Below are 15837 nucleotides of genomic sequence, written 5' to 3'. Positions count from 1 at the left end.
TGAAATGGTGAATTACGTACAAAGCCTAAGGAGGTAATCCAGCTGCAGATTCCCCTACTGCTACCTTGTTACGACTTCACCCCAGTCACTGATCCCACTTTAAATAACTCCTTCCTTGCGGTTAGGCCATTAGCTTCGAGTGAAACCAATTCCCATGGCGTGACGGGCAGTGTGTACAAGACCCGAGAACGTATTCACCGTGGCATGCTGATCCACGATTACTAGCGATTCCAACTTCATGTACTCGAGTTGCAGAGTACAATCCGAACTGAGATGTCTTTTAGGGATTAGCTTAGGCTTGCGCACCTTGCAGCCCATTGTAGACACCATTGTAGCACGTGTGTAGCCCACTCCATAAAGGCCATGATGACTTGACATCATCCCCACCTTCCTCCAGCTTATCACTGGCAGTTTCCTTAAAGTACTCAGCATTACCTGATAGCAACTAAGGATGAGGGTTGCGCTCGTTGCGGGACTTAACCCAACATCTCACGACACGAGCTGACGACAGCCATGCAACACTTGTGTAAAATCCGGCCGAACCGACCCTATCCCTTCGAATAGGTATGATTTCCATGTCAAGAAGTGGTAAGGTTTTTCGCGTTGCATCGAATTAAACCACATGCTCCACCGCTTGTGCGGGTCCCCGTCAATTCCTTTGAGTTTTAATCTTGCGACCGTAGTCCCCAGGCGGAATGTTTAACGCGTTAGCTGTAATACAGAAAGTAAACTTCCCATATTTAACATTCATCGTTTACAGCGTGGACTACCAGGGTATCTAATCCTGTTTGCTCCCCACGCCTTCGCGCTTCAGCGTCAGATTTGAACCAGATAGACGCCTTCGCCACTGGTGTTCCTCCTAATATTTACGAATTTTACCTCTACATCAGGAATTCCTCTATCCTCTTTCAATCTCTAGATTAATAGTTTTAAAAGCAATTCCAAGGTTAAGCCTCGGGATTTCACTTTTAACTTATTAACCAGCCTACGCGCCCTTTACGCCCAATAATTCCGAATAACGCTAGCCCTCTCCGTATTACCGCGGCTGCTGGCACGGAGTTAGCCAGGACTTCTTCTGTGAGTACCGTCATTATCTTCCTCACTAAAAGAGCTTTACAACCCAAAGGCCTTCTTCACTCATGCGGCATGGCTGGATCAGGCTTTCGCCCATTGTCCAATATTCCCCACTGCTGCCTCCCGTAGGAGTCTGGACCGTATCTCAGTTCCAGTGTGGCTGATCATCCTCTCAGATCAGCTATAGATCATTGCCTTGGTAGGCTATTACTCCACCAACTAGCTAATCTAATATAGGCTCATCTAATAGCAATAAATTTTCCCCCCGTAGGGCGTATACGGTATTAGTTGCCGTTTCCAACAATTATTCCGTACTACTAGGTAGATTCCTATACATTACTCACCCGTCTGCCACTAAGTTATACCATAGCAAGCTACAATATAACTCCGTTCGACTTGCATGTGTTAGGCCTGCCGCCAGCGTTCATTCTGAGCCAGGATCAAACTCTCAAATTTAGACTTCAACCTATAAAAGGTTGAGGGTACATCGGATAAATCCGACAAAAAATAATTTAGCTTAATACTGCTGTCTTTATTTCTACTTTAGAAATATTTTAATCTCCAACTATTCAAACAACTCTAAGAATATTATTATGTGATATAATCACTATGTCAATATGTTTTTGCAAATCAAAAGCATTAATGTATAAATATATAACTATTTGGAATATTACCATGAAAAAATACATCTTTCTGCTTGCACTCGCGCCAATGTTAGTTGGCATCACATTATACTTATTGCGCAACATTGATAACACAAAACAATCTATAACTGCAGGTGACAAGTTTTACGAAGTATTATTCTTAAAAAAAGATAATAAGTCACTGCTAGAAGAAATAGATTCAAATTGGGAGTATTTAGCAAATTTTGAACGCGCATTCAATCATATCTCAGATTCAATGCCAACAGACACAGCATCTATTATTTATAATGCTTTGGCAGACGATAAAGATGCTCCTGATGTTTTGCGTGAGTTAGCACAATACTTAGAAGTAATGAGCTTACTTCACTCCAGCGGTGAAAAAACAAATAGAGATAAAATTAGTAATTTAGAATCAAATGCAGTGTACCCTTATTCAAGCCAAGAAGCTATCGCTATAGTAAAGATACACAGTAACGACATTAAAGGTGCAATTGAAATATTGCATTCATTATTAAATGATAGAGAATGTCCGACTCTAATCAAGGCCAATGCACAAGAATTACTTCGGATATACGAAAACTAAAAAACTTGCTTGCATAACAATTTGGCAGCGCATCTGATGAAATAAAGAACTTTACTTGACAAACCTCCCTATTTTATTATGGCACTAAAAGTATTTATGACTCAAAATTTGTTTTTGACTGTAGGATCAATCACAAAATCCAGTAAAAACTTAGGTGTTTATTGGTAGATTACGTAAAATTATAGCGGTTTTTTAAATTTTTTCTATACTCAGCCAAGTCGCGCTTGTTAGAACATTATTACAGCACCACTTACAGTAATATAGAGTCAAAATTTCACTACTCAGAGGTTCCTTTTACCTTTTTATTTAGTAAGACTTCTCTATATTTATAGTTAATATATCAAAGAATAAACTTCACTCGCAGAATGTCATTGTAGCACTAAAATGACAAAAAGAGGATAAAATCGCAATAGCTATGTATCAAGCACCGTTGTATTTTCTCTATATTTTAGATTACTTTGTTTACCCCCCTCCCTTTATCATTCAGCTACGCAGATAGTTACTACAAACCGTAAAGATGTTTAAAAGAAATCTAATTTTTTATCAACTCATACATTTCATTACCAACTTCACAATAAGGTTCTGCAGTTGGATAAAAATAATCAAAAAAGAAATAATCCTTTAGTATTTCTGTGCTGCATCCAGAATTATAGTAAGTATCAAGCCTTCCTTTAAATATCAACAAGAGTATCTTTATACTTTTTCCAAATCACCCTCCCCCAAACTGGTCTACGATGTTTGATAGGTATGCATCTCGATCATTTAACCCTTTGCTCTTATATTTACCAAGCATACTTTTCATTTTAGAATTAAGATCGAATGCTTTTATTTCAAGATCTGCACCTTTCTTCATATAATCTAAATCATTAGCTAATTTTGTATTGAAACTCTGTGTAAGCTTTGCAGCCAGCTCTCTTGCTTTTCGTCTTTATTAAAGCTAGTATCAAACCAACCTCAGTCACATTTGCAACAATCACATGCTTTACACCATATTCATTTAGAACCAAATGCATTACATATTTCACTAACCGCTTTATTTCAATACTTTTTCTGCTTTAACATTGTTATAAGCAGTGGCACCCATAATATTATTTCCTCGATTATAATGAAAAATAAAATCTCCTTTACCTACGTCTGGATGATGTTTAATTACTGCGTTTAGCTGATTAACTAAACGAAATTTATTGAGGAAATAAGAAAAAATAGGGTTAAGAATTTCAGATGCTGTTGCATATAAAATCGCATAGTTATGACCTTACTGTTCATAGTATCGATCAAAAAATGAGCATCTCCATGATGACTTAAATTCTTCTAAACCTAAATACCTTGCTACATATTCAACAACAGTAAGGCAATTGCTAAAAATCCTCCTTAATAAAAAGGGGCATTAAGTTTCACGTTTCTTACAAAGGATAAGTTATTAAAATTTCAATAATTACACCATTATCAGATAAACTATCACCCAGAACACAAAAATTTTTACACTTTGAATTAGAGTTATTCTTTTCATTTGCCATAACATTCAATATCTAATCATACTGCTCTATGAAGCCTATAAAAAAAGAAAAATAGGGTAAAATTATAGAACTTTGGCTGAATTTTACCTATTTTTTGAGCAGCCCTTCTGCCTTAAAAGAAACCTCTAAGTTTTTTAGCACGGCTTGGATGTTTCAACTTACGTAGTGCTTTTGCCTCTATTTGCCTAATTCTTTCACGTGTAACATTAAAAATTTTTCCTACTTCTTCTAAGGTATGCTCCTTTCCATCTTTACCAAGGCCAAAGCGCATCCTTAGAATTCTTTCTTCTTTTGGTGTTAAAGTTGCAAGAACATTGGTCGTAATACCGCGCAAGTCGGCAAGTATTGCAGCATCCTCTGGTTTAGAAACTCGCTTATCTTCTATACAATCACCGAAGGTACTACTATCATCCTTTCCTGTTGGAGCTTCAAGACTTACTGGATCTCTTGCTATTTTCATAACTTTACGTATTCTTTCTATCGGCATTGCCAATTCTATACTTAATTCCTCTAATGTTGGCTCTCTACCCATTCCATGAGTCATCTTTCTTAATGCTTTATTGATTTTACTGATAATTTCCACCATATGAACTGGTATTCTAACTACTTTAGACTGTTCAGGTATTGCCCTAGTTATTGATTGTTTTACCCACCAAGTACCATAAGTCGAAAATTTATATCCACGTTTGTAATCAAACTTATCTACAGCCTTCATAAGACCAATATTGCCTTCTTGTATCAAGTCAAGTAGATCAAGCCCTCTTTTTGAATACTTTTTAGCAATTGAAACCACTAGCCTTAAATTAGCCTTTATCATCTCTTGCTTTGCTTCAGAGACTTCTCGTTCGTGTTTTTGTATTCTCTTGATTAGCTCCTTAAACTCTTGTACTTTATCTCCTTGTACATAACTCTTAATATTTCTTAAGGCACTAGCTATATATTCATAGTTATCGTTTATAAACCTTAAGAATTTATTTTTTAATTCACCTGTAAAAAGGGACTGATTTTCATTCTTCTTTAAAAGACTGATTTCGCTCAATTCGTGCTCTAAAAGCACAGCACAATAAATATTATAGAAACTTTCTCTATCAATATCGTACTTTCTAGCCTCAGTAATAAGATTAGCTTCTTCAAACGTGATTAATCTATTTATTTCGTAAAGTTTTTGTGTAATTCTGGCAATAGCAGCATCACTAAACTGAATTTGTAATGCTACAGACCATATTTGATTATATAAATTTTCTAGCTCATTAGAGAAATCTTTAGAATTTTTTTTCAATACCAATGCTTCATTTGTTAAAGTAATGATCTCATCCAATGCTGTGATAACCTTTGGCAATAAATCACTTTCCATTTCAAGAACAGAAATGTTTAAATTCGCTGAACTTATATCTTCACTCTCATTTCCCTTTTCATCGTTGCCTTTTTCCTCATCATCAACATAATCTTTAACATCTTCAGCTTCACTTTCTTCTTTGGCTACCATATTGAAATCAGAGTTATAAATTGCATCTAGATTTATCATTTCTCTCAGCAAAAAAGTTCCCCCACTTAAATCATCACGCCATGTTTTGATCATGTTGAATGCCACTGATGTTTCAATTATTGCACGTAACATGTTATGCTTTTCAGATTCAATTTTTTTTGCTATCTTAATTTCATCTGCTCGTGACAAAAGCTTTACAGAGCTCATATCTTGTAAATAAATCCTTACTGGATCATCATTTTGCACTAAAGTTGTAGTAGTATTCAACGATGTCTCATCATCATCAAGCTTATTACCATCATCATTAGAAGGAGCTTCTTCCTCATCTTCACTACTTTCGAGTATGTTAATTCCAGAGTCTTGCAATAAAGCTATAGTATCATCTATAAAATCAGGTGGAAAACTTTCATCTGACAACTTATCATTTATATCATCAAAAGTGATAAAACCGCCCTTTCTTATACTTTTGGTTACAAGATCTTTGATGATCTTTTTCCTATCTTCCGTACCATTAATAGTTGACATCATTACCTTTACAGTTTATAATTTTATTTCTTATTTATCAAATAAACTTACAATTAGCAAGCTTATAGTTTTATTCTTAATTTATAGTTACTTGCTACTTCATATAGTTTAAGATACTGTCAATTTATTCACACTCTTCTTAATCAACTAATCTCTCCATTCTTACTACTATGGACAATCCAACTGAAAATGTTGCAATTCCAACCACTATAGCAGTAAGCATTAAGACGTGAGGTATAGGATTGGTATATAAGTGAAAATTTGAAGTCAATATAGGAGGTAAAGAACTTTTTACATACCCTAAAGATATGTAAAACAATAAAACAGATGCTTGTAAGACACTTAATCCCATCATTTTTTTGATTAAGTTTTTATCATTTACAATGATATAGAAACCTAGCACCATTAATATAGTAATGCCTACATAATTATATAGAGTCATTGTTTTTTCTTGCGAGCAAAATTTATATATATGATTAACATGGAAGAAGAGACGGTAAGCAATACACCCAGCTCCACTAAGAAAATACCCAATTTTTGACCTGTTCTACTATCAGCTGACAATATACTATAGGATAAAAAATTTTGGCCAAATAAAACTGTTATAATACCAGCTCCTCCATAGGTTAAAATACCTAGTACGTTAGTAAATTTGATAATAGAGTAAGGTATTGCTTTTAAAGTTGTAGGTATATCAAATAACATAGAATATAATATTATCCCAGAAGCAATAATTATTCCCGCCTGAAAACCTCCACCTGGAGTATAGTCACCATGAAACTGTATGTATAAACCAAACAAAATGATAAAAGGTATCATCAAAAATGTTACTGCACTTAATACCGGATCTTTAATCACTTTCTTTCTCTTCTAATATTAACATTATACAAAGTGCAGCAGTAAAAACTACTATAGTTTCTCCAAATGTGTCATAGCCACGAAAGCTTGCTAAAACAGCTGTCACTATATTAGGAATACCAATAGCTTTTTCAGTATTTTCTACATAATAAGGAGCAACGTGCAAGTGAACTGGAGCATTATGACTGCCAAAATCTGGTAATTGAATCATAAAGTATGATAAACATGCAGTCAAAAATAACATAAAAAAAAGTGTTGTGGGGCTATGAGATAAATTTGCTTTGTAATTCTTTACCAAAGAGAGTGCTGCAAACGTAAAGACTGTGCTCAATCCTGCACCAACAGAAGCTTCAGTAATTGCAACATCTGGCGCATTCATAATCAAGTACATAAGTGCAATAAGTGAACTAAATACACACATTAGAACAGCACTTACAACCAAATGTTTCGAAAGAACTATAAAAACTGTAACCGTGAGTAACAGCAAAAGTAATATTAGATTCAGTATTTCTAGCATCTTAACCTTCTTTAATAGTCTTTACTTTTATAATAAGTAAGCGCTAAAATATAACTGTTAGTTGAATTGGCTATCCATATTATAAAAATCAATAATATAACTTTAATAGTATTGATTGAAAATTCATTTTGCCAAGCAAAACCAATCAACAACAACATTGCGCCACTAGAATCTGCAATACCTGCAGCATGTAGTCTAGTATAGAAATCAGGAAATACTACTACTCCTACGCTTGAAATGACTATTAAACAAACACCTAAAAATATGAGAATGGATGCTACCATAAATTATCAAAACAACATTAATCTCATTAGCGCTATAGTTGATATAAAGCTGATGCTAGCATATAGTAATGCTATATCAATTAAAAAAAAATCATTCAGAGTAATCGATATTGCTGTTATGAGTAAAACTACTTGTGTTGATAAACTATTGAATGCTAAAATCTTATTGTACACATCACTTGACCTAAATACTATACAACATAACATTACACTCATACAGAACAAAAGCGCATAGATAGCAATACTAATCATTTATAAGCTATTATAACCTCTGCAGATTTCTAAATCGGTACTTCTTCACCACTATCTTGATCATCTATTTCATCATCGTGGCTTTCTTGACTTACATCCAGACTTGTGTTAAGTTGATGATCAGAAAAATTTAACAAATTTGCTAGCTTACTTGGACTATTAATATAAGTATTATCTGTGTTTCCTTTCATGTGCTCCTTGCACCTTTTCACCAAAAGGTTAAACAACTCATGAGTATTCACCTTCTTTTCTGCTATTTCATATAAAGAAACTATCGTATCCTTATGATCTTTAAACTTAACCATTTCAACGGGATCGCTTGCCCCTGTACTCAAATCATGCGTTCTTTGACTTGCTAGCAGAACCAATTTAAAACGGTTGTGTACCTGTTCTACACACTTTTCTACAATAGACTCAATCATAAAATACTACCTTGATAAACTTTATACTATATCACAAAAAATAAGATGTCAACTTCGGATCTATTGAGATCCAATTCTACATTCTACTTTTTCTTCTTTAGCTTTTACTGATTGATTTTCTGTTATTGTAATTGTTATTTCATGATCAAGCTTTTTCAAAAAACCTAACAGTCTCTCTAAAGAAAAACCACTTGTCTTACCACTTTTAATTTGTGACACCTTTGGTTGATCAATACCAAGTTTCTCAGCCGCACAAGCTTGAGTCCAAGTATTTTTTCCTATAATTTTACTTATTATGCTCAGCAATTTTTTTTTTATTGCTTCACTATCCAGATTGTTTAATGATATTGTTTCCATAATTTTTACTCTCACATACCAACTAGCTTTATTAAATATTATATCATAATATTTAATATACCAATATATTAATATTATATAATTTGTCAATAACTATAATGATATACTGATACTCAAAATTTTAAATTGACTATAATTTTTATCAAAATACTAGTAATTTCAAACTATTATTTTGTAAAAAACTTACTATTAAAGAGAATAAGTTGAAATTGCAAAGTTTAAAATACAGAAATAATCATTTTACAAACTCGTTTTAGAGACTGTACATGATCTCAAGAAAGGAATAAAGCGGGAGATAGAGTATGTAAATTATGAAAACAGAGCAAGATGAGTAGGAGAAAAACTGAGTAGAGTTCTGTAGAAAGAAACAAAATCAAGAAGATTTAGGATATATTTTACATAGTGTTACAGGTCCTAAAAAGTGGCTTCAGTGAATCAACAATGTTTTCAAAATGGCAAGATTATTTTAATAAATGAAGTAAAAAACATAGCGGAAGTAAAGAAAGTGTTTTGAAACATATATAAAAAAGTAATTGCAAAGAAACAAATAAAAGGATGTAACTGTAGAAATCTTTGCCGTATTGTCAAAAGGTAAGTCTCTAATACTCTTATAGAAAAGTGTAGACAATTGTGATAAGCAAAATTCAATACTAGCTTACAAATCGTCTTCTTGCTTCCACCGCTTTGCTTCTAAAAAGATTATGAATAGACCCTTATATCCGAAATTTATACCTCTATATTTTAATATAGGGATTCATTTCAATTTTTAAAGTTTCTATTTAATAAGAATGCTATATCATATTCGTAATTTAATTTAAATATCTGTTGCTTCTGAAATACTATTTGGTTAGTAAATAAAATCATGTCTAATACAGAAAAAATGAAAAAGGATGTTGCTGTAATTATGGGAAGCGAGTCGGATTATGGCACTATGGTGCATGCTATTAACCTATTAAAAGAATTGGAAATTTCACATGATGTATTTATAATATCCGCACACAGAACACCAGAGAGACTCTTTAATTTTACTAAGTCTGCTCAAGAAAAAGGCTTTAAGGTTATTATAGCTGGTGCAGGAGGAGCGGCTCATTTACCTGGTATGACTGCATCGCTTACTTATTTACCTGTTATCGGTATTCCTGTGCATAGCAAGCAATTAAATGGGCTAGATAGTCTATTATCTATAGTGCAGATGCCAAAAGGTGTTCCAGTTGCAACAATGTCTATAGGAGAGAGTGGAGCATGCAATGCCGCTATTACTGCTGCATCTATATTGTCGATTTCTAATAGTGAAATTGCAGATAGATTAAAAAAATGGAGAGAGGGGCAAACTAAAGCAGTAAAAGAAAAACCAACATTATAATGGCAATAGTTCTTTTAGATACAAAAACCATAAATCGTATAGCAGCAGGAGAGGTAATAGAAAGGCCTGCAAGTGTGGTAAAGGAATTAGTCGAAAATGCAATAGATGCCAGAAGCTCAGAGATAGAAATTAAGATAGAAAGTGGTGGGCGTAACCTCATTACTGTAATCGATGATGGTAGCGGAGTAAAAAAGGATGATTTAGAACTTGCGTTTATGCGCCATGCTACTTCAAAATTGAGTGACAGTGAATTGATAGAGATCAAGCATCTTGGCTTTAGAGGAGAAGCTTTGCCTTCAATTGCAGCAGTAAGCAGAATAAAATTATCATCTAAGGCAAGCAAAGCAGATCAAGCATGGTCTATAAGGTATGAGGGGGGAGAAAAAATAGGAGAGCTTGTTCCTTATCCTTTATCGATAGGAACATATATTGAAGTACGAGATTTATTTTTTGCCACACCAAATAGACTAAAATTTCTCAAAACCGAAAGGGCAGAAACACAAAGCATTGTTGATATTGTAAACAACTTAGCAATGATCAATTATGGAATTGAGTTTACTCTTATCTCCGATAATAAGAAGCTTCTTAAGTATGCTAAGCAGAACTCATTATTTAGCAGGCTATGCGAAGTAGAAGAAGAATTTCATGAAAACTCTTTGCAAATTAGTGAAGAAGAAGATGGCATTAGACTTACAGGATACATCTGTAAACCTACTGTCAATCGTAGCAATTCAACTCAGATCTATACATTTGTTAATGGTAGACCAATTAAAGATAATCTACTTATTGGTGCAATTCGTTATGCGTATCACGACCTTATTCCAAGCAATAGATATCCTTTTGCAGCGCTGCACTTAGAGATACCGTATGATCAAGTTGATGTAAATGTGCATCCAAATAAATCAGAGGTAAGGTTTCAGAACAAGAGGCTAATATATGAAATAGTGAGAAGAGGGCTAATAAAAGTGCTATCAAAGAGAATAGATCTTGCAGAAACTGTATTGGCCCAGAGTGGAACAACAACGAATCATCTATCATCAGATCCTTTTAGTAGGTCTAGTCTTAAAAATGAATTTTATGGAAGAAGGTCGGATCCTTTTGAAAACCAGTTAATGAGAGAATTTACTTCTCCAAATATAGAGACAAAAAGCTTATCAGAACATTCAAAATCGTTTGATTATACTGGTATGCAAAAATCTCCTCCACGAGCAGAAACTACAATTTTGGAAAGGAAACAAACCGATCTAATAAGGGACTATCCACTTGGGTTTGCACACTGTCAAATCTACAATACTTATATTATTGCCGAGGTAAGAGACAAACTAATTATAGTAGATCAGCATGCAGCCCATGAAAGACTAGTATACGAGTGCTTAAAGGAGAAATCAAGTATAAAAAGACAAAAACTTCTTTTGCCTGAAATGGTTGAAATCAAAAGTCAAGCCGGTATGGAAATGATAGAAGTTTATAAGGATAAGCTTTTCGAAATGGGCTTTGATATCGAAATTAAATCAGAAAATGCGATCATAGTAAAAGAAATACCTGCAATCTTAGGGTCAATAGATGTGAAGGAAATGCTAATTGATATAGTGGATAGATTAATAGAAATAGAAGATACTCTACCTATAGAGGATAAAATAAATAAAATACTAGCTACAATTGCTTGCCATGGATCAATTAGAGCAGGTAGAAAGATGAAATTAGAGGAGATGAATGAGTTGTTGAGGCAAATAGAAAAAACACCATATTCTGGACAATGCAATCACGGAAGACCAACCTATATAGAAATGAAATTAAGCGATATTGAAAAGTTATTTGAGCGAAGGTAAGAAATTGTCACAAATGTGTATAGATTATACAACCCTAGTTTCGTCATCTCAAAACTCAGATACACAATTGTTCGAACATTGCAATTTGCAGGTAATTTGTATAGTAGATAATGTCATTCTATTACTTGACGATGATTTATTATGCAGCTACTTGATTAAAATTAAGTTTCCTAAATCCCAGGCATTGTCTTTTATGTTAATAATTAATATACAACTAAAGATACTTATCAAAAACGACAATAAAGAATTCAAAAAAAGCCAGAAATTCTGTAGAATTGACCATATCATATAGAGAAAAAGGAAGTGTATGATCACATCCTTCACTCCGATCATTAATCTGCAAACAAAATAGTTTTGCATTTTTTGATAAGATTAAGTAATATCAGCGTATTAGTTATACAATTAATAATTTTTATGGATGAGCGTAATCCTTGGAATCTTGGAAAGAAACCGTCAGGTTCAAGTAATGAAGATATTTTAAGTAAAGCTGTGTCTGATATAAGATGCTTTTTTAATGGCTTAACCAGAAATAGAGGGAAAAAACCTTATTTCATCATTTTTATTGTTTTGTTGTTTTATCTTTGTACTGGTTTCTATATTGTCCATCCGAGTGAGGAAGGTATAGAACTTACTTTTGGCAAATATTCCAATACAGAAACATCTGGTTTGCGTTATCACTTTCCCTACCCTATTGGTAAGGTTTTTAAAGTAAATGTTAAAGAAGTAAATCGTGAAGAAATTGGGATAAGCAGCTCTTATGGGCGAGATACAGATCGTGGTGAAGGAGTGATGCTTACCGGAGATGAGAACATAGTCAACGTTAACTTTGAGGTCCAATGGAGAGTCAGGGATGCTAAAGATTATTTATTCAAAGTGCGGGATTATAAACCTGGTTTTAGCGTTAAAAATGCTGCTGAAAGTGCTATGAGAGAAATAATAGGTAAGAATACGATCTCTTTTGCACTCGAAGGTCAAGGCAGGGCTGAAATTTCCAGAGATACTATAATTTTATTGCAACAGATTCTTGATGGATATCAAATGGGTATAGAGATTTTATCCGTTCAAATGAAAAAAATTGATCCACCAGAAAAGGTGATTAGCTCATTTAGGGATGTACAAAGTGCTCGCGCAGATAAGGAGCGTACCATAAACGAAGCATACGCTTACAGTAATGATATTATACCTCGTGCAAAAGGTGAAGCAATAAAGATAAAATTAGATGCAGAAGCATACGAGAATGAAATAATAAATGAAGCAAAAGGTAATGCAAATCGCTTTTTATCTCTTTACAAAGAATATAGACAAAATCCTTCTCTTGTTAAGAATCGTATTTATCTTGAAACTATGGAAAATATTTTCAGCAAGGTAGATAAGTTTGTTATAACAGACGATCTGAAAGGTATGTTCTCTTATTTACCTCTTACAAATTTAAGAAAATAGCCATGAGTAGTAATATAAAAATTGTTTTTGCTTTTATATTTGTTGTATTATTGATTGCCTTATCTAATTCAATCTTCGTTGTTCAAGAAACAAAACAAGCAATAGTTATACAACTCGGTAAAGTCGTAAAAGATGTTAGGGACAGTGGTTTATATTTTAAATTGCCATTTATAAATAACGTAGAATTTCTTGATAAGAGAATTTTAGATTTAAGTCCTGATAAAACTCCAAGGGAAGTGATAACTGCAGATCAAAAGCGTATTATAGTAGATGCTTATGCAAAATATAAAATAATAGATCCTATTACTTTTTATCAAACTGTGAAAAATGAATCAGGGCTAGTTAGAAGATTATATCCTGTCATAGAAGCTCACATAAGGGAGAATATAGGAAGATTTTCATTAATTAGTTTGTTGAATGAAAAGAGATCAGAAGTTATGCAATTAATTCAACGTGGAGTTTATTCTGAAGCTGGAAAATTTGGCATAGAGATAATAGATGTAAGAATTAAGAGAGCAGATCTACCAGAAGAAAATAGTTCTGCAATATTCCGCCGCATGCAAACTGAAAGAGAAAAGGAAGCAAAAGAAATTAGAGCAGAAGGAGAACAAGCTGGACAAGAAATTAGATCAAAAGCTGATAAATTAAAAAGGGGAATTGTCTCTAGTGCAGTAAAAGAATCACATGAAATAAGAGGCCGTGGTTATGCTGAAGCAACTAGAATCTATAATGAGGCATTCAAGGTTGATGAAGAGTTTTTTAACTTTTATCGCTCTATGAAAGCTTACAGTAAATCATTTGCTGAGGGTAATACTAAATTTGTGCTTTCACCAAATAATAATTTCTTAGATATTTTGAACAAGGGATGGAAATAGTTTATGAAAAGTAAAGCATTTATTTTATCTATATTTGCATATTTTTTAATTTCATTTTCTTCATATGCTAATCTGTTTGCAAAAACAGTTGCAGATCCTGTATGTAGTTGTAATAAAGGGCTTGCTGATATAGTGGAAGAACTTATTCCCGCAGTTGTAAATATTTCAAGTGAGCAAATAGTTAAGCAAGAAAATAACAGTAGAACTAAAATTCCCTTTACGCCAAGAAATAATCTCTTTGATGACTTTAGAGAATTTTTCGAGCATTTTGATCAATTTTTCGATAGAGCTCCTAGCATTAATAGAGAAGTGACGTTACTTGGGTCTGGATTTATTATAGATAAAAGTGGAACCATAGTAACCAACTATCACGTTATTAAAAATGCCCAAGATATTACAGTTACTATGAACGATAATACTTATTTCAAAGCAGAAGTTTTAGGCTATGATGCAAAAACTGATCTTGCTGTGCTTAAGATTAATTCTGATAAAGATCTTCCTTTTGTTGAATTTGGTAACTCTGATAAAGCAAGAGTTGGTGATACAGTTATTGCAATAGGCAACCCTTTTGGTTTGGGTGGCTCTGTAAGTACAGGAATTGTGTCTGCAAGATCTAGAGACATTAGTATTGGTACTATGAATGAATTTATTCAAACTGATGCTGCAATTAATAGAGGTAACTCAGGGGGACCACTATTTCATCTAAATGGAAAAGTTATAGGTATTAATACTGCTATTTATTCCCCATCTGAGTCTGGCGGTAACGTGGGTATAGGCTTTGCTATACCATCTAATCTAGCTATTTCAATTATTGACACATTAAAAAGTGGTAAAAAAATAAAACATGGTTGGCTTGGCGTGCAAGTTCAGCCTATAACAAAAGAATTTGCTGAATCCTTGAGTTTAAAAGATATCAAAGGTGCATTAGTTGCAAGCGTAGTAAAGGGCAGTCCTGCAGAGAAAGGAGGAATCAAAGTAGGTGATATACTATTAGAGTTTGACGGCAAAAAAATTGATAGAATGACGCAATTACCTCATATGGTTTCACGAACTGAGCCCGGAAAGAAAGTACAGGTTAAGTTACTTAGAAAAGGTAAAGAAGTCAATATCAAGGTTGCAATCGAGGAATCTACAAATGATGATTCAGGTAATAATCAAGAAGAAAATAAATCAACATCTAGTTATATAAGTGGTTTAACCGTTTCAAATTTGCCAAAAGAACTAAAAAAAAATGCACCCACAAAGGGTGTAGTAGTTACTAGTGTAGATAGTAGTAGTAATTCTACACTACGTGTTATTAAGAAAGGTGATATAATTATCCAACTAGATGGAATCGATATTGAAAATACTAATGATTTTCAAAAACAAATTGATTCAGCAGTAAAGAAAGACGGCAAAGATTCAGTAATGTTGCTTATTTACCGCAATGGAAACCAGTTTTTTACTTCAATCAAATTGAAGAAGTAGCTATTTATCTAGCTGGTCATGAAAAAATTGCTTGACAAATTTAACTAGCTTCTTTACCCTAAGGGTGAGGGCTTTTCTCTAGATTAATAAAATTTATCCCTATACTGAAAACGTTTCCAACGAGATTATGGAAGAACTAGATTTCAGTATCAAGCACTGGAACATCATCATCTATAAGATGAAAGAGCTGGAGTGGTAAGAAATTCGATAATATAAAGCATTTTTATGCTCAGTTGTAAAAAAATAACTTTCTTTCACAAATTAGTTTATAACTAAATTAGTATAAAGCATAATCATATTTACTTATCATCATTATTAATCAATAATTAATACCCATAAATTAA

The 15837-nt window shown here is 33.4% G+C and carries 14 protein-coding genes and 1 rRNA gene; 6 read left to right on the top strand and 9 right to left on the bottom strand.

Going from position 1 to position 15837, the window contains the following annotated elements:
• Positions 1 to 26: 26 nt before the first annotated feature.
• Positions 27 to 1530, bottom strand: a 16S ribosomal RNA gene (locus OPR42_RS04755).
• A gap of 153 nt (positions 1531 to 1683) precedes the next feature.
• Here OPR42_RS04755 and OPR42_RS04750 point away from each other — a divergent pair.
• Positions 1684 to 2301 carry a hypothetical protein gene (locus OPR42_RS04750; protein ID WP_265041986.1) on the top strand — a complete coding sequence of 206 codons (618 nt, stop codon included), beginning with the start codon at positions 1684 to 1686 and terminating at the stop codon, positions 2299 to 2301.
• 1629 nt (positions 2302 to 3930) lie between these two features.
• Here the strand turns inward: OPR42_RS04750 and rpoD are convergent.
• From rpoD to OPR42_RS04710, 8 genes are all read right to left on the bottom strand, one after another.
• Positions 3931 to 5829 carry an RNA polymerase sigma factor RpoD gene (rpoD, locus tag OPR42_RS04745; protein WP_264682595.1) on the bottom strand — a complete coding sequence of 633 codons (1899 nt, stop codon included), beginning with the start codon at positions 5827 to 5829 and terminating at the stop codon, positions 3931 to 3933.
• 139 nt (positions 5830 to 5968) lie between these two features.
• Entirely contained in the window at positions 5969 to 6271 is a 303-nt protein-coding gene (locus tag OPR42_RS04740) for a cation:proton antiporter subunit C (protein WP_010404276.1), read from the bottom strand.
• Positions 6268 to 6687: a Na(+)/H(+) antiporter subunit B gene (locus OPR42_RS04735; protein WP_010404274.1), complete on the bottom strand. Its 420-nt coding sequence runs from the start codon at positions 6685 to 6687 to the stop codon at positions 6268 to 6270. The genes OPR42_RS04740 and OPR42_RS04735 overlap by 4 nt, the downstream gene beginning before the upstream one ends.
• Complete coding sequence (locus tag OPR42_RS04730) at positions 6680 to 7204, bottom strand: DUF4040 domain-containing protein (RefSeq protein WP_010404272.1); 525 nt, start codon at positions 7202 to 7204, stop codon at positions 6680 to 6682. Before OPR42_RS04730 ends, OPR42_RS04735 begins: the two co-directional genes overlap by 8 nt.
• Positions 7205 to 7215: 11 nt before the next feature.
• Positions 7216 to 7488: a monovalent cation/H(+) antiporter subunit G gene (locus OPR42_RS04725; RefSeq protein ID WP_265041985.1), complete on the bottom strand. Its 273-nt coding sequence runs from the start codon at positions 7486 to 7488 to the stop codon at positions 7216 to 7218.
• Positions 7489 to 7494: 6 nt separating this feature from the next.
• A complete protein-coding gene (locus OPR42_RS04720) occupies positions 7495 to 7740 on the bottom strand; it encodes a monovalent cation/H+ antiporter complex subunit F (protein ID WP_010404268.1) in 246 nt (81 codons plus the stop codon).
• 29 nt (positions 7741 to 7769) lie between these two features.
• Entirely contained in the window at positions 7770 to 8162 is a 393-nt protein-coding gene (gene rpoZ / locus OPR42_RS04715) for a DNA-directed RNA polymerase subunit omega (protein WP_264682592.1), read from the bottom strand.
• Between the two features lie 60 nt (positions 8163 to 8222).
• On the bottom strand, positions 8223 to 8519 hold the full coding sequence (locus tag OPR42_RS04710) for a helix-turn-helix domain-containing protein (protein WP_064085421.1): 297 nt from the start codon (positions 8517 to 8519) through the stop codon (positions 8223 to 8225).
• Between the two features lie 862 nt (positions 8520 to 9381).
• Between OPR42_RS04710 and purE the strand changes: the two genes are divergently transcribed.
• The 5 genes from purE to OPR42_RS04685 all read left to right on the top strand — a co-directional run bounded on the left by purE (position 9382) and on the right by OPR42_RS04685 (position 15493).
• Positions 9382 to 9882 carry a 5-(carboxyamino)imidazole ribonucleotide mutase gene (gene purE / locus OPR42_RS04705; RefSeq protein WP_007302433.1) on the top strand — a complete coding sequence of 167 codons (501 nt, stop codon included), beginning with the start codon at positions 9382 to 9384 and terminating at the stop codon, positions 9880 to 9882.
• On the top strand, positions 9882 to 11711 hold the full coding sequence (gene mutL / locus OPR42_RS04700; RefSeq protein WP_265041982.1) for a DNA mismatch repair endonuclease MutL: 1830 nt from the start codon (positions 9882 to 9884) through the stop codon (positions 11709 to 11711). The genes purE and mutL overlap by 1 nt, the downstream gene beginning before the upstream one ends.
• 414 nt (positions 11712 to 12125) lie before the next feature.
• Positions 12126 to 13151 (top strand): FtsH protease activity modulator HflK, encoded by a 1026-nt coding sequence (gene hflK / locus OPR42_RS04695; RefSeq protein ID WP_265041980.1) that lies wholly within the window; start codon positions 12126 to 12128, stop codon positions 13149 to 13151.
• A 2-nt stretch (positions 13152 to 13153) separates the two neighbouring features.
• Positions 13154 to 14026: a protease modulator HflC gene (hflC, locus tag OPR42_RS04690; protein WP_010407101.1), complete on the top strand. Its 873-nt coding sequence runs from the start codon at positions 13154 to 13156 to the stop codon at positions 14024 to 14026.
• 3 nt (positions 14027 to 14029) lie between these two features.
• Entirely contained in the window at positions 14030 to 15493 is a 1464-nt protein-coding gene (locus OPR42_RS04685; RefSeq protein WP_265041979.1) for a DegQ family serine endoprotease, read from the top strand.
• Positions 15494 to 15837 lie beyond the last annotated feature (344 nt).

The sequence above is a fragment of the Wolbachia endosymbiont (group B) of Melanostoma mellinum genome (assembly GCF_947251465.1).
Lineage (GTDB): Bacteria > Pseudomonadota > Alphaproteobacteria > Rickettsiales > Anaplasmataceae > Wolbachia.
Note: the sequence above shows the minus strand (reverse complement) of the source record. Positions and strands in the feature narration are given on the sequence as shown.

Excerpts from the sequence above, each read along its gene's own strand:
- hflC (WP_010407101.1), top strand. The coding sequence starts at position 13,154 with ATGAGTAGTAATATAAAAATTGTTTTTGCTTTTATATTTGTTGTATTA.
- OPR42_RS04710 (WP_064085421.1), bottom strand. The coding sequence starts at position 8,519 with ATGGAAACAATATCATTAAACAATCTGGATAGTGAAGCAATAAAAAAA.
- OPR42_RS04725 (WP_265041985.1), bottom strand. The coding sequence starts at position 7,488 with ATGGTAGCATCCATTCTCATATTTTTAGGTGTTTGTTTAATAGTCATT.
- rpoZ (WP_264682592.1), bottom strand. The coding sequence starts at position 8,162 with ATGATTGAGTCTATTGTAGAAAAGTGTGTAGAACAGGTACACAACCGT.
- OPR42_RS04685 (WP_265041979.1), top strand. The coding sequence starts at position 14,030 with ATGAAAAGTAAAGCATTTATTTTATCTATATTTGCATATTTTTTAATT.
- OPR42_RS04730 (WP_010404272.1), bottom strand. The coding sequence starts at position 7,204 with ATGCTAGAAATACTGAATCTAATATTACTTTTGCTGTTACTCACGGTT.
- OPR42_RS04750 (WP_265041986.1), top strand. The coding sequence starts at position 1,684 with ATGTCAATATGTTTTTGCAAATCAAAAGCATTAATGTATAAATATATA.
- mutL (WP_265041982.1), top strand. The coding sequence starts at position 9,882 with ATGGCAATAGTTCTTTTAGATACAAAAACCATAAATCGTATAGCAGCA.
- hflK (WP_265041980.1), top strand. The coding sequence starts at position 12,126 with ATGGATGAGCGTAATCCTTGGAATCTTGGAAAGAAACCGTCAGGTTCA.
- OPR42_RS04720 (WP_010404268.1), bottom strand. The coding sequence starts at position 7,740 with ATGATTAGTATTGCTATCTATGCGCTTTTGTTCTGTATGAGTGTAATG.
- rpoD (WP_264682595.1), bottom strand. The coding sequence starts at position 5,829 with ATGTCAACTATTAATGGTACGGAAGATAGGAAAAAGATCATCAAAGAT.
- OPR42_RS04740 (WP_010404276.1), bottom strand. The coding sequence starts at position 6,271 with ATGACTCTATATAATTATGTAGGCATTACTATATTAATGGTGCTAGGT.
- purE (WP_007302433.1), top strand. The coding sequence starts at position 9,382 with ATGTCTAATACAGAAAAAATGAAAAAGGATGTTGCTGTAATTATGGGA.